The following is a 14385-nucleotide window of genomic DNA, read 5'->3' on the forward strand; positions in this document are numbered from 1 at the left end:
TAGCTGTAGCGCGGCGTCTATGGTTTCAACCTGACCCATTGATTGATCCTTCAACGTACAATTTTTCCGTTTTCTGTTTCTGGCCCCTATGCGCCAAATAATGCCAAAAAAGATACGCCAACTAATGTAGAAAGTTACAGATTGGCATGCCTCGAACAACCTTCTATTACTACACCAAAAACAAGAAAGCCGAATCCTGATGCGCCAAATAATTCCAAAAATCTACGCCATATAATTTATAAAATTACAAATTTTCTACATTATTTGGCGCATAGGGGCCAGAAACAGAAAACGGAAAAATTGATAAGTAACACGATGGGGCCGCGTGAAAGTCATTCTCATTCTCGTGAATTATTATTGGCGGTTCGGGCAAAGCCGGCTACAATGCCAAAAAGAGAACAAATAGAGAACTGGATTTTCTGCCGATGATACCCACATCCCTTGCCCCTACGGTCTTGACCGACCCCCAGCCCTTCACCCGTCTGCGGCGGTGGCGACTGCCCTTGTTTACCGGCAAGGTGTCCGCGGGCTTTCCGTCGCCGGCCGACGATTATATCGAGCGAAGCTTGGATTTGAACGAGTTGTTGATTCAACATCCGGCCGCCACGTTTTTTGCCCGCGCGCAAGGTGTCTCGATAATCGCCGCCGGGATTTACCCGAACGATATTCTGGTGATAGACCGCTCGGTCGAGCCGGTAGCGGGCAAAATTGTGATCTGCGCCTTGAACGGCGAATTGACCGTCAAGCGTCTGGCTCGCAACGGTGACCATTGGAAGCTGAAAGCCGAAAATCCGGAGTATCCTGATATTCCGCTCCATGACGAGTTGGAGATGGTGATCTGGGGTGTCGTAACGAACGTGATCCATTCTGTCTGATGCCACCTCTCATCGCCCTCGCAGATTGCAACAACTTTTATGTGAGTTGTGAGCGGGTGTTCTGACCGGATCTGATCGGCAAGCCGGTTGCCGTGCTCAGCAACGGCGACGGCATTTTTGTCGCCCGCAGTCAGGAGGTGAAAGAGCTAGGGATAAAAATGGGTACGCCGGTTTTTCAGGTGCAGCACCTGATTGAGCGGCACAAAATTCACCTGTTTTCTTCGAATTACGCCTTATATGCCGAATTTTCTGCCAGGGTAATGTCTTTGCTCGAAGAGTTTGCCCCGAGCGTGGAGGTGTATTCGATCGACGAAGCCTTCCTCGACCTGACAGGACTCTGCGAGCAAGACCCGATCGCCTACGGCCAGCGGATCAAGAAGACCGTTTTTAGATCGACCGGTATCCCGGTCTGCGTCGGCATGGGATCCACGAAAACCTTGGCCAAACTGGCGAACTTCGCGGCGAAGAAATGGAAACAAACCGGTGGGGTATTGGACATATCAGACCCGGGGCGCCGGGAAAAGCTGATGCGCATCGTGCCAGTCGGCGAGGTGTGGGGCATCGGCTCGCGCACAGCCACGAGACTAAATCAGCTTGGCATTGCGACTGTCTGGGATTTGTCCAACCAGCCGGTGGACCGGATCCGCGATCAGTTCAATGTCGTCGTCGCCCGCACGGTAATGGAGTTGAACGGGATTCCCTGCCTGGAATTGGAAGAGATTGCGCCGGACAAGCAGCAGATCGTCTGCTCGCGCAGTTTTAGCCACCGCCTCATAACTTATAAAGAAGTGGCTGAAGCCATGGCAGCCTTTTGCAGCCGCGCCGCCGAAAAGCTAAGAGCCCAGAATTCAGTGACCGGCTACATCACCATTTTCCTCCGGACCAACCTGTTCAACCCGAAAGAACCGCACTATCAGCGGGCGGCGAGCGCAAGACTCCTTGCCGCCACCCAAGATACTCGCGTAATCATCGGCGTGGCCAACCGTTTATTAAAGGAGGTCTTCAGGGCAGGTTACCACTACCAGAAATGCGGCGTGCAGTTAAGCCATATTCAACCAACCACATGTCCCGGCCAGATGGATCTATTCGAGAGGGAGGCGTTCGCTCATACAGAGAGTGAAAAGCTAATGCAGACCGTGGACCGGATCAACCGACGCTTTCCCAAAGGCATTGGGATAGCAGCCGCCGGTTTTCGGCAAGACTGGCAGCCCAAGGCAGAGCGGATTTCAAAGCGCTATACCACGGATTGGCGAGAATTGGTTATCGTCAAAGCGAATTGACCGCTAGCCACGCTGTCAGGCCCTGATTTCCTTCTTGCTTATCTGTTCTTCCTCGATCCGCTTTTGAATGCTATGGGCGTGTTCGCCGTTGAAAAGATCAATGGCAAAATCGAGATCGATAATTTTCTTGGCGAGCAGGTCGCACAGCCCGGTCCGCATTGCCACCAGCTTGATAAAGGTTTCGTCCTACAAGTTTTACCAGATCTAAATGATTTTATAAACTAGCAATTCGATTTATTCGACTTCTATTAAAATTTTAGATGCTGTAGAATCGTCCCAACCGGTATTATATATCCGGTACATAGCGTTAAATAAACCAAACTAGATTTAAGACCATATTAATATTATGGCGTAGCTAGTACAGTGCCATTGGAATTTAATCATGCAACTCGTTAAAAAGGTAATAAAGATGAGCAATCGATTCTCGTTAGCAATTTTATTAGTTTTTTTTACTTGCTCGGTATTTGCGACTAGTGATGGAGAATTTTCATCAGCATCGAGCCCAGTCAACATTAACACAGAATTAAAGGCCAAAACTCAAACTAACACCCTCAAAGTATCCCATACTGCAGGAATTATTGCAGCATCAGATCCCATAGAGAAGTCATCCTGTAGCGAGCCAAATTCTTGTTGTTGCAAACCAGGCTCAGGCTCTTATGGTTATTGCACTACGAGATCTGAATGCGATCAAATTGGCGGTGTCTGCGGCTCCGGATTGTGCGGGCAATAGATAGGTTCCTGTGGTGCATTTCTGTCCCTGCCGTGGAATTTCGCAAAATTCCACGGTTTTTATCGATCGCGACTGCGACTTTTGATCTAACCTCAACAGTTTGTCTGCTTTTCCATTTGGCGATGTACGTCCCGTTTCCTGGCCTGTTTTGTTCCGAATCGAGGCGTGATACGGAATTGTCGGTCGTACATGCAAAAGCCTCCCAAGATGTGAGTTTCTCTAAGCAAAAGGGCTCATATATTCCCTATTATTTAATCCACGAAACCCTATCAACTTCCCATTTAACCGTACAACCATCGAGCACACCGCACGAGCCCCATCTCAAGCGAGCTCTTCCACCATGACCAAGAGCGTAATACTGGCGATCAAACAATTTCCCATTTTGATAGATAAGTACTTCAACAGACACCTCTGCACCACACGATGAAATTATCCAGGGAGGCGGGGCATATTCCACAACCTGCGAAATGCAGGACTTGTCAGGAGAAGGCCTTTTCTCAGTTTGGCTTATCGCTGATCCATTTCCAGAAGTCTGTGGGGCGCGATAAGCCTGTGGCGATTGTTTAATTCTTCCGCGAGAAGGTGCTTTGATTCTGTCAGACAAATCTTTACCTTGTAGCTCTGGGCTCGTGTACATATCTGTATCTCGTGGAGGAGGTATAAGCTGACTATCTGTACTTTGAGCTTGAGCGCTTGAAATTAATATGATTAGAGAAGCGGAAACGCTTGCCAACAAGGTATAAAATTTCATATCCATAATCTTACCAGAGTAAAATTCTCAAGGTGAATTAGTCCAACCAGAACAATAGCATTGTTCTCGGTTTTGGCATTAAATTACAATCCGAGCCCAATGGGAGGGAAGAGCACGGTTTTTGGGTGTGCGGAACCATCATAAATTATTACTACACTTTATGTTGGGTTCTGTTTAGTAGGCGGTCTGGCAGGCAAAGACGCCTGCCCTAAACGTTTGGCATAATCTCATACTCTTACTATAGCTTGTCAACAATTGTGTGCAAAACTTTTCCCAACTAACCCTCCCATATATGGGGGAATAATCTCTTTCTTACCTCAGCCGAGCAGCTCTTTGAGATCGCAGCTTCGTCTGCTGCGCTTGGTCAAGTTTTTGTGATTGCTCTTGCCGCCGATCCTCATTAAGCAGTGTCTTGCTCACAGCGCCCCCTACCTGGCGTTTGACGCCCGCCTTACCTAACTCGCTTTTTCCTGCTAAATCGTTAAAGTCAGTCAATGCCTTGGGATTTTTCCCAAGCTCACCTGGAGCAAAGATCGGGAATATCGCTTTACCGCCTACGGCTTTGGCGGCTTCTTCAGCCTTCACACGACCAGGGTTGATGCCCTGGGTTGCTTCGAGGTGTCTGTCGTCATCGCCAGCGATGATGATGGGCTTATCGGGGAATTTCTCATGCAGTGCGCGGGCAACGTGCGGCAGGTTGCCAGAATCAAACGCCGCAACGGTGCCCTGGCCAAGCGCCTCGGACAAGCTGGACGCCGTGGCATAGCCCTCGGCAATGATCAGGACCGGCGCTATCGCAATAGCCTCCATGCCGCCGACCGGATGGAAGCACCCTTCTTTCTTACTGTCCTTGGCAAAGCGCTTCGTGCCATCCTCCTGTATGTATTGCATCGTCCACTGTTTGCCGTCCACATCAAAAGCGGGAATGTAGGTCTTCTGTCCTTGCATGTCTGTCAAAGCACCGACATGCGCCTGAATGCCCTTATCTTGCAGGTACGGGGTAGCCTTGGTAATGGGCACCAGATTTTCCATTTGTCGGCTGACACGCTGCGCGGTGGCCTCATGCAATCGATCTTGCTCGGCTGCGCGTTCTGCGAGCTTGGTTGCGGCTTCGGCTTGTAACTTGGCTTTTTCTTGGGGATCGAGAGCATAGCCCTTCGATTTCCATTTAATATCAATGCCGGTACGATTGTTCTTAATGTAGCCGGCAGGATGGCCATCCAGATGGCCGACATAGAAACCCGCTTCTTCACCCTTTTTATCGCCGTCGACGCCGATCCGATGCTTCTTGCCATCCATGATGGGATGTTTGCCTGTCACGATGCAGCCCAAAGACTTCATTGCCTCGGCAAATTCCTCTTCTGGCGTTATCGCCGGCCCTTGTTGATCTGGAACGTTGTCAGGCTTCCAACGTTCAAGTTTTGACATGTCTGCATCGGGACCAGCATACCAAGACTTCGCCGCTTTATCCCATAAAGCACCGGCTGCCTTGGCTGCACCACGCTCTCCATAAGGCACAGCTAAATAGATACGATCCTGATTGTTCCTTGGGTCTTTGTCTAAAACCAAGGATTCCGCTTCACCAGCCGCACCAGTTGGCTGCGTCCATTTGTCGAAAAGAGTGGAATCGACGCCAGGTGGAATGTACCAAGATTTTTGCTGTCTATCCCAACGCCCTCCAAGCTGCTTCACTTCGTTTTTCTCCTTAAAAGGCACGTTGATGTAAATCAATTGCGCAATCTGATTTCTTTTAGCGGCTAAAATATCTCCGTCAGATACGTTTGCCAGTATGTCCGCCTCCTGGGCATGCGGATTATCTTGGAGCTGATTTACGGTCGTCATATTTATCTCCTGCGCTTGCGGTTGGATGGAATACTCCGCCAACAGATCGGGGTACTCGGCCAACACGGTCGCCGGCGGAAAAGAGGGTTTGTCACCGAGATCGGTAACATCGAGCGAATTCAGATAAAGTGCATTATTGACGGCTGCTCGATGCACCTCAGCAATAGCTGAATCAGAGCTTTCGGCGTCTGAAAAAGCCGAGTAGGCGCCAAGTGTCACATTCCACTTTCGGCCATGATTCTCTAGCCGTTCAATAGTAACCTGAGCAGAAAAATCAGCTAACGTCATCTCATGTGGTTGCCTTAGGTCGGTCATATGCCGCTGATCCTGCACCTGCTCGAAAGCCAACACATAGCCATGTATCTTTTCAGCATCAGCCGCCGCACGAAATATCTCTAATGAATCTTCCTTAAGCGCCTTGATCCACGATCCGACATAAGCCGCATGTTGCCCTGGATCATGGCCAATACCAAGCTCATCACCCAAGATCATACTGGCAATTTCGGCTCGCAATTCTTCCTTGGCGTACCCTTCGCTTCCAAATGGATGAGCAAGATCGCGATCAAGTCGCGACTGGTGACCAGTCCAGTGACCCAGCTCATGCAATGCGGTTGCATAATAGCTATCTGCTCTAGGGAACTGGCCCTTATCAGGCAAATGAATGCTATCCGTAGATGGTCGATAAAACGCTCTGCCGGCGCCGTTATGATTAATGCGGGCTCCTGAGGCCGATAAAATTCGTTCAGCCCGCTCATCTGGTGCCCAGGTAAGTTCTTTTTTCACGATTGGCGGTAAGCCGTCAATCTGTTCGCCATTAAACACAGTTGCGAAAAAAACACGCGGACGTTCCAATCGAACGATCACCTTAACCGGATTTCCATCGCTATCTAACACCGGATTCCCGTTGTCGTCTTTCTTGGTATGTTCTTCAGTGAATTTCCAGTATTGAATACCCGTTCCTTTCTCGCCTTTCCGGACTTGGCCTCCCGCCTCAGAAGCTTGCTTGTATGTCATCCAGCGTTGATCGTCACGATCTTGCGACATCAAATGCAACGCATTGATCCCTTTGTATCGATTACCTGTCGTCGGGTTGTACGGTAAGAAAGAGCCTGATTCGCCGGCATCCCACGGTCGTTGCCACGGCGCTGTGCCCGCTTCGAGCTGTCTGATTAGATTCTCGGCAACTATCTCATGAAATGGTTTCTTCTTCTGATCCATTGGAACAACCTCCTGATAGTCATTTCGATTAGGGTGTAAGCTTTCGCTTATGGATTGTAAGTTATCGCCTACATTGTCCATTGATTCGCTCGTAGCGGGTTCTAGAATTGGGCTTGTGATGACTGAATCTGACACGGCTTGTTGAGGGATACCATAGTCCTGTTCTTCCTCGTTCCCATTAATTTCCTTATTGGCGTTCTTCTCGATCAAATCGACTACCGGCTTCGATGCCGTAATGCGCTCAAACACGGAGAGACCATTTACGCCAGTGGGGATAAAGACTCTATCGGCCCAATTTATCCGCTCCGAAAATGCCCCTTGCTCTTTCAAAACACGCTTTTCAGCATCAGTCAGATGCCCACGTTCCTTTATCTCGATGCGATCTTCGTAATTAACCTTCGCCGTGGAGATTTCCCATCCGTTTGAAAGAATGGCCTTGCTGCCCTTTTTGATGGCCTCAAACAAATCGCTGGCCAACATATTGGCAAGGCCGGAATTAAGGCCAAGATTCTTGAGTGTTTGCTGCGAGGCCTTCTGCCCCAACATACGGCCTAGCAGCTGCTCGCCGTCATCAGTCTGTAAGCGTTTAATGGTTTCCGATCCTTCTACACGATCCCATATCGGCAGGATCACGCCGACTATCATCCGCTCGGTCTTGGTTTCAGTCTTAGGCGCATTCGCGACTTGTTCTTGCCAAAGCTTCTCGGCCTCAGCTTCATCAATAGACCTGGTAAGAGTGACTTTCTGGAAACTACCCACGCCATTAGTCACAACAGTTCTATAGTCATAGCCGCGATGAATAACATCGGCATTATCGATGTATTTATGTCCCTGTTTTCTGATCATATGCAGGACGCCACGACGCACCGATTTGCCTTCTGAGTCGATTCTTTCGCCAATGTCGGCAAGAAAAAAGACCTCACCCTTATTTTTTCCAAACTCAGAAACAAACCAACCGTTCAAATCATCGGCGTTGCGCCGAAATCCAGATAGCTTCTTAGCATCTTCCCAAGCGTTATATTTAATCTCGTTGGTGACGGCCAGCTCGACATATCGAGTTAACGCCCCGGTGTTCTTATCCTCATACACAACATCATCGCGTGTTTTCTGGATGCTCAAGGCGGTCATAGTCTGCAAGCCAACATCATATAAACCGCGTTGCTTAGCATATTCAACGGCCTCTACGAGCCGTCTTTCAAACTCTCCAAAAACAGCATTCTGCATATCGGTTTTCAGTGATAGCAGTCGATTTAAAAACTGTGGTATTGCTGGAATTTTGCTTTCGCTCAATGAAGCATTTTCATCAAGCAGATTCAGACCCATTTGCTTTGTGACATCGTGAAATGACAGGTCGGTTTTACCCCGATAAAGGTCGCCAAAGAAATTCTTCAGCGCAGTAGCGGCATATTCGCTTTCGAGATTATCGGATGCCGTAAACATGCCTTGACTGGTTGCCTCTCGCTGACCACGTGTCAAGGCGCCCAACTGATCCAGTCTGCGAGCAATATGATACAAACCGCTTTTGTGCCTTCAGGTTGGTCGTAGGCAGCACATAATGCGGTTCTTGCGCTTGGTTGGTCCTATGTGTTCGACCAAAGCCCTGTACCGCGTAATCGGCCCTCCAACCTGGCTGCAAAATATAGTGAATACGTTTGCGTTGATTTTCGGCTGTGTTATCGGCATGAAAGCTGTAACCCGTTCCGCCGGCTCCCGAAAAAATCAATATGTCCTTTTTATTAGCCTGGAACGCCTCGGCATCGGATCGTGAAGAATTCTTACCGCGCTTCTCTTCTACTACTTTCAGGTTGCCCTCTTCGTCACGAGTCTGAACAAAGCGGCGACTACGGCCAGTAACCTCGGCCACACGATCGGAACCAAAGGCATTGATGATCGAATCGAGCGGATTTTCCGGCACCCGGATTTGTTGCAGCGTTTCAAGCAATGCATCGCGCAAGGCAATAGCCTCACGATCAAATACAGGATTCCCTTCCGAGTCCTTGACGGGTAGATAAACGGTGTTGCCGTTCTCGTCTTTAGACTCTTCATAGGCTGCAACGGGAAAACCGTTGCGAACGTAGTCCATCAACATTTGCCGAGGGGTAAAATCAAGGTCTTCAAGAGCCGCGTCATTGGCCGTTGCATCGGCAATGATACGTTCCTGGGCCGCCTCATTGGTATTGACCAACTGAATGACGGCAACATTGCCGACATCAAGCTGTGCTCGAATATCGTCAATCACGCGAGGCGTTTGCATCGCGGTGATGATTTGATTGAAAAAACGCTGATGTGCGCCCCAGAATTGCGACATTGCCGCACTTTTCCCGTTGCCGTTCTTGCCGGCCTGGGTTATTTCCAATGCCTGTTCAACGTTATTTAGGACGACCTGCCAGGCTCCGGCCAGCTCGTTGTAAATATCTTCTTGCAGGTCTGATAGAGTATGCTCCAGGCGTTCATAGCTCACCCCGTCATAGGACAGTGACCGAGCGAGATACATGCCCATCGCTTTCATATCCCGGCTAATCAATTCCATTGACGCTATACCGCCTTTTGATACACCGGTTATGAAAGAATTTGTATCGGCGAATGGCGTTCCCTCTCCCCATAATCCCAGCCGATCTGCATAACTCAAATTGCTAATCTCAGTAGCGCCGGTGGCCGACACATAGGTGATACGCGCATTGGGCAACTCTCTTTGTAGATTGATACCGGCTATCGCTTGTTGCGAAGGTTTTTTAACCCCTCGTTTGCCCTTGATTGCGATCGCATTCCCCATGCTATGCGCTTCATCAAACGCGATCACACCATCAAAATCTTTTCCCAACCAGTCAATGATCTGTTGAGCGCGCGTTTTGCCGCCCTGCTGCCCCAGGTCATTGGCCTGTTTTTTCTCGCCGCCCCGCAGTGTTGAATAGGTTGTAAACAGAATGCCATCTTCTTGGGTGATTTCATTACCGGCCTTGGTTTTACCCTGAAAGAAAATCTTGTTGGGATTGCCGCATACCCCCGCAAAATCCCTTCGAGCATCCTCAATTAACCCCTCGTTGAACGACACCCAGACGGCCTTAGATCGGCCCTGCATCATGTTATCCAAAATGATGCCAGATATTTCCCTGCCTTTGCCTACGCCAGTACCATCACCAATAAAGAATCCCTTTCTTGATCCGTTTGGCAGTAGTTCAGAGTGAGCTTGTCCGGCGTAAACTATAGCCTCAAGCTGAGCAATCGAAAGCAATCCTATATCGACCAATCCTTTCGGCAATACCGGCGCATAAGACGGCGCAGGCGGCTCTACTGCCGACATCGCCGCAGATTGGACCAATTTACCTGGATGTGGCTGGGCACCTTTAATAGTAAGCCGCTGGGGTGTGTAATTGGCGAATACGGAATCGGTGAACTCTGAAACTTCTCCGCTTTTAACCTCTACCGCAATCCCTGTGGCATTGTCGCCCTCAGTGATGCCACTATTTCTTCCAGTATCATCGCCGCTGCTTCCTCCAGCGTTTCCGCGTCCGTTAGATCCACTTTGAACTCGACTCCCGGCTCCGATTCCGTCATCAACGACATTGCCAGCTGCGGATTCGCCGCCAACTTGGCTATCAGTAATAACGGCTCCTGTATCGGTCCCGTCTCCAATAGATTCGACTCCAATGCCGTCCGTATCAACACCAGGCTCGCTAATTCGGTTTCCGGATTGAATGGGATCTTGTACTGAGCCAGTATTTTCAATGCCTGCTGATTCAGCGGTTCTTGATTCAATTCTTTGACGCTCATTTCTGATACTCTCCAATAACATAGGTAATTCGGCAACCGACTCGACTTTGCCGGCCAAAACTGGTTGTGTAGTTGGGCCGGTTTTATCGATTACCAAAATTTGATTGTCGAACGTAGTGCCGTATTTCGCATACTCTTTGCCGGATATGCCAATGTTTGCACGAACGTTGTATTTCTTTTTTATGTCATCCCACCACTTGCTAAAGGCGGCTCGATCCGCAGCCATGCCGTTACCGACAATAGCCACCAAACGGCCCCGATTCTCTAATCGTTTCAGGGCCTGTTCGATGTGCCTGGCTCCGTTTGATGTGTCGCGTTGCCCCTGTACGCGCCCTGCAGTCGATGAAAATGGAGGGTTCATGACAATCACAGAAGGCTTTATATCTATCGGCAATACGTTATCCAGCTGCTCGGCATTCTCTTTGAAGAGTCTTGCCTGAGGAAACACTGAGGCCAATAATGACTGTCGACGCGGTGACAACTCATTTAGCACGACCGTGGCCCCGGCAATTCTTGACCAGATTGCCAGATCGCCAGTACCGGCCGATGGCTCGACCATCACATCTTCATGATTGACGTTGGCTACCCAATTGGCAACAAATGACAATGCAGGAGGTGTGCTGAATTGCTGAAACTCATCCATTTCCTCATCCCGGCGCGTCTGCGTGGGAAGCCTCTGAATACGGTTGGTTAATTCATTCGCTTTGTTTTTTGCCCATACCGCATCTTGATCATTCCAATCGGCATCCTCGGTATTGCCAAGATGGATGTTAAAGGCCGCTTCCATCGCATCGTAGGCGTCCTTCGTAGAGTAGACGCCTTCCGCCTGCGTGCCGCCAAAGGCGCGATTCGCTTCATCAGTCAAAAACTTCGTTGTGATTTCTCCATCCTTGTCCAGCTTTTGAGCTAAATTCAGCGCGAGAACATAGCGGGATTTATCAAACGATACTGTTAATAAGTCCGTCTCTTTTTGTTGAATAACCTGGGATACTGCCGCATCCCCGGAAACAAGCCAATCATCAAATAAATCCCATTGATCCGGGTTAGATTGCTTCGCCATATTCGACTACCCAAGGTCTATCAGGTCAGCGCTACTCTCTAACGCATCCTGTTCACTAATAGCGTCTTCTGCAAAAGCTCCGGCTTTATCGGCTTCTTCTGGATCAAACTCTGCCTCAAAGCCCGGCGTTGTTTCTGCGTCACTCAGTTTTTCAATGAGCGTGGACGAGTCAGCGGCCTCTCCATCAATAGAGAATCCTGTATTTTCATTCAAATCATCATTACCTGTACTATTCGCCATGGTTTCACCTCTCATTCACTTTTAATTTCAATGTTGTTACGGGCCTTGCTATAGTCCGGATGCCCTTTTAGGTCGGGATAAGTTTGATTGCAGGCAGGGAACTTGCTGCATCCCCACCAATAATGCCCTTTCTTCTTGCTTGGCCGCCGCGAAAGGCCGCTCCCGCAAGCCATGCACTTATTCAGCGAGGATACCGGTACAGCTTCTTTAACTCCGGCGATGGTTACGGATCCGGCGTTGGCTTTCGCCACCTGGTCACGGATGAAAGCCTCTTGCCTGGCGATAAAGGCGCCCAGCTCGGCAGTGCCTTGCTCGATCCCCTTCAACATGCGCTCATACAAGGCAGTCAATACTGGGCTTTTCACGATCTCAGGCAGTGCGTCGATGACGCTGCGGCCCAAGGTCGTGCTCACGATCTGCTTGCCCTTGAGTTCAACGAACTCACGACGCTTCAGCTCGGACAGAATGGATGCTCGGGTTGCTGACGTGCCGATGCCGTCGCCATCACGCAGCATCTTCTTGTGCTCTGGGTCTGATACGAATTTATGGATGTTCTCCATTGCACGGAGCAGCGTACCCTCGGTGAAGCGTGCCGGAGGCTTTGTCTTGGAATCCTTACGAGTGGCCAGTATGCAGGTCACGTCGTCGCCATTCTTCATCGCTGGTAAACATTGGCTGCCGCCCTCTTCTAAATCTTTGCCGTTCTCGTCGTCAGCCTCCTGAAACACATCCCTCCAGCCGTTATGGGTGACAACCTTTCCGCTTGCGCTGAATGATTCGCCCTCGACAACCGCCCCCACGGTGGTTTTCATGTACTCATGCACCGGGTAGAACTGCGCGAGGTAGGCCAGGACGATAAGCTCATAGATGTTCCTTTCTTTGTCACTGAGGCCCGCTTTACTGCCTTTGTGCATCGTCGGGATGATTCCGTGATGCGCGGTAATCTTTGAGTCGTCCCAAGTCTTGGATTTAATGCGTGGATCGGCGCCGTCCACGATACCGACCAGCTCTGGATTGATGTGCTTGATCGCGTCCAAAACGCAGGGCGCATCGGCGTGCTGCGACTCGGGCAGATAAGCGCAATCGGTACGAGGGTAAGATGTCATCTTGTGGGTTTCATAAAGCGCCTGACAGGTATTCAGCACATCCTCGGCGCTGTACCCGAACTTGTTTGATGTCAGCAAGGTAATATCGGAAAGCGCGAAGGCCAACGGTTGGTTCTGCTTCTTGGCTTCCTGTTTATATTCGGCAATGGTGCCTGACTTACCAGTCACCTTGCTCACGATAGTGTTGGCGATGGTTGTATCGACCAAACAGCCCTCGGGGTCGAAACCGGCTTGATCCTCCTTGGCTTTCCAGACTGCGGTAAAGGAACCGCCGGCGTGCTGAATCTCGGCCGGGATAGTGTGATAGTGAATAGGCTTGAATGCCTCGATTTCCCGATCCCTAGCGACAACCAGTGCCAGCGTAGGGGTCTGCACGCGGCCCACGGTCAAGAGGGCGCGGGAGCCTCCGCGCTGCGCCCGAAGTGTGTAGGCGCGACTGAGGTTCATGCCGATCAGCCAGTCGGCGCGCTGGCGTGCCCTGGCGGCGTCAGCCCAGCCCACATAGCTGTGGTTTTCCTTGAGTGCGGCCAATCCACGTTGCACCGAAACGGAGTCTTGGGCCGACACCCAAAAGCGGCGTACTGGCTTGCTGTTGCGGAAGTGGTCCAACACTTCATCAACCAGCAATTGACCTTCTCGGTCGGGGTCGCCTGCATTGACTACTTCAACCGATTCCTTGAGTAGCTTGCCGATAACAGCGAGCTGTTTCTTTGCATCGTCCTTAGGCTTGAGAATCCATGTTGTCGGGATGATGGGCAGTTCTTCAACTCGCCAAATCTTTTTGCCGTTTTTGCCGCGTGGCACGGCATTATCCGTGTACTCGTCAGGTTCCGCTTGTTCGAGCATATGCCCGAAACACCAGGAAACGGTATCGTTCCCACACTCGATATAGCCGTCGCCTTTTCCAGTGATGCCCAGCTCGCCGGCGATAGCCTTTGCTACAGACGGCTTTTCAGCTATGAACAATCTCATTGTGATTTTCTCCCTACCAGGTAATGACCGGACGAATCACAGTCTTTATTTGCGAACGATTGACCGGCCCAAAGTAGCGGCCATCAAAGGACGTGCTGCTCACGTCGGACATAAGCAGGAGTTCGGCATTGCCAAGCGTGTAGTGGTCGGCTTTATACAATGGCATCGCTCGGCCGGCAGTATCGGCCTTGCGCGGTGCACTGAATGGCAGCAATTCACCATTCACGCGCACGCCATCATCGGCAACCGAAACATCGTCGTTTTTAGCGGCTAAAATCCGCTTCATCATGTAGCCGTAGCCACCAGGGCAGAAGCCAGCCCCAATATAGCCGCGTTCTTGGGCCTCATCGAAAACGTCGACATGCGGCGGGCAGAACATGACATAAGCGCCCTTTTCTACCGGTGCGCTGCTAGTCCAGTACAATCCGACTGGGATGCTCTTAGTGGTATTAATACGGGCACCTGCGGCCCCAAGTACACCGAAAGAAAAAACAGAAATAGCAACGCTAAGAGTGATGTTTTTTAGATAATGGCTAATTG

Annotated in this window: 9 protein-coding genes and 1 pseudogene; 3 read left to right on the plus strand and 7 right to left on the minus strand. The window is 50.3% G+C overall.

Annotated features, from left to right (window positions below; translation table 11 throughout):
* Window positions 1–42: 42 nt before the first annotated feature.
* The 3 genes and pseudogenes from U2W12_RS08985 (at window position 43) to U2W12_RS08995 (ending at window position 2155) form a co-directional block, all read left to right on the plus strand.
* On the plus strand, window positions 43–429 hold the full coding sequence (locus U2W12_RS08985) for a hypothetical protein (protein ID WP_326500339.1): 387 nt from the start codon (window positions 43–45) through the stop codon (window positions 427–429).
* Window positions 426–875, plus strand: a complete 450-nt coding sequence (gene umuD, locus U2W12_RS08990; RefSeq protein WP_326500340.1) for a translesion error-prone DNA polymerase V autoproteolytic subunit — start codon at window positions 426–428, stop codon at window positions 873–875. The genes U2W12_RS08985 and umuD overlap by 4 nt, the downstream gene beginning before the upstream one ends.
* Window positions 875–2155, plus strand: a pseudogene (locus U2W12_RS08995) (Y-family DNA polymerase). Before umuD ends, U2W12_RS08995 begins: the two are co-directional and overlap by 1 nt.
* 15 nt (window positions 2156–2170) lie before the next feature.
* On the opposite strand, the gene U2W12_RS09000 reads toward U2W12_RS08995, so the two are convergent.
* The 7 genes from U2W12_RS09000 to traF form a co-directional block, all read right to left on the minus strand.
* Window positions 2171–2314: a hypothetical protein gene (locus U2W12_RS09000; RefSeq protein WP_326500341.1), complete on the minus strand. Its 144-nt coding sequence runs from the start codon at window positions 2312–2314 to the stop codon at window positions 2171–2173.
* Between the two features lie 818 nt (window positions 2315–3132).
* Window positions 3133–3636 carry a hypothetical protein gene (locus U2W12_RS09005; RefSeq protein WP_326500342.1) on the minus strand — a complete coding sequence of 168 codons (504 nt, stop codon included), beginning with the start codon at window positions 3634–3636 and terminating at the stop codon, window positions 3133–3135.
* Window positions 3637–3948: 312 nt separating this feature from the next.
* The gene (locus U2W12_RS09010) at window positions 3949–8211 is read right to left on the minus strand and encodes a zincin-like metallopeptidase domain-containing protein (RefSeq protein ID WP_326500343.1); all 4263 of its coding nucleotides are present in this window, start codon (window positions 8209–8211) and stop codon (window positions 3949–3951) included.
* Window positions 8117–11527, minus strand: coding sequence for a strawberry notch-like NTP hydrolase domain-containing protein (locus tag U2W12_RS09015; protein WP_326500344.1), 3411 nt, complete (start codon window positions 11525–11527; stop codon window positions 8117–8119). The genes U2W12_RS09010 and U2W12_RS09015 overlap by 95 nt, the downstream gene beginning before the upstream one ends.
* 6 nt (window positions 11528–11533) lie before the next feature.
* The gene (locus U2W12_RS09020) at window positions 11534–11767 is read right to left on the minus strand and encodes a conjugal transfer protein TraD (protein WP_326500345.1); all 234 of its coding nucleotides are present in this window, start codon (window positions 11765–11767) and stop codon (window positions 11534–11536) included.
* 11 nt (window positions 11768–11778) lie between these two features.
* Window positions 11779–13845 carry a DNA topoisomerase 3 gene (locus tag U2W12_RS09025; RefSeq protein ID WP_326500346.1) on the minus strand — a complete coding sequence of 689 codons (2067 nt, stop codon included), beginning with the start codon at window positions 13843–13845 and terminating at the stop codon, window positions 11779–11781.
* A gap of 13 nt (window positions 13846–13858) precedes the next feature.
* The gene (traF, locus tag U2W12_RS09030; RefSeq protein ID WP_326500382.1) at window positions 13859–14383 is read right to left on the minus strand and encodes a conjugative transfer signal peptidase TraF; all 525 of its coding nucleotides are present in this window, start codon (window positions 14381–14383) and stop codon (window positions 13859–13861) included.
* Between the last annotated feature and the right edge of the window lie 2 nt (window positions 14384–14385).

Source organism: Methylomicrobium sp. Wu6, from assembly GCF_035916875.1.
Lineage (GTDB): Bacteria > Pseudomonadota > Gammaproteobacteria > Methylococcales > Methylomonadaceae > Methylomicrobium.

Coding starts and splice junctions, on each gene's coding strand:
- umuD (WP_326500340.1), top strand. CDS start 426: ATGATACCCACATCCCTTGCCCCTACGGTCTTGACCGACCCCCAGCCC.
- U2W12_RS09000 (WP_326500341.1), bottom strand. CDS start 2,314: ATGCGGACCGGGCTGTGCGACCTGCTCGCCAAGAAAATTATCGATCTC.
- U2W12_RS09005 (WP_326500342.1), bottom strand. CDS start 3,636: ATGAAATTTTATACCTTGTTGGCAAGCGTTTCCGCTTCTCTAATCATA.
- U2W12_RS09015 (WP_326500344.1), bottom strand. CDS start 11,527: ATGGCGAAGCAATCTAACCCGGATCAATGGGATTTATTTGATGATTGG.
- U2W12_RS09020 (WP_326500345.1), bottom strand. CDS start 11,767: ATGGCGAATAGTACAGGTAATGATGATTTGAATGAAAATACAGGATTC.
- U2W12_RS09025 (WP_326500346.1), bottom strand. CDS start 13,845: ATGAGATTGTTCATAGCTGAAAAGCCGTCTGTAGCAAAGGCTATCGCC.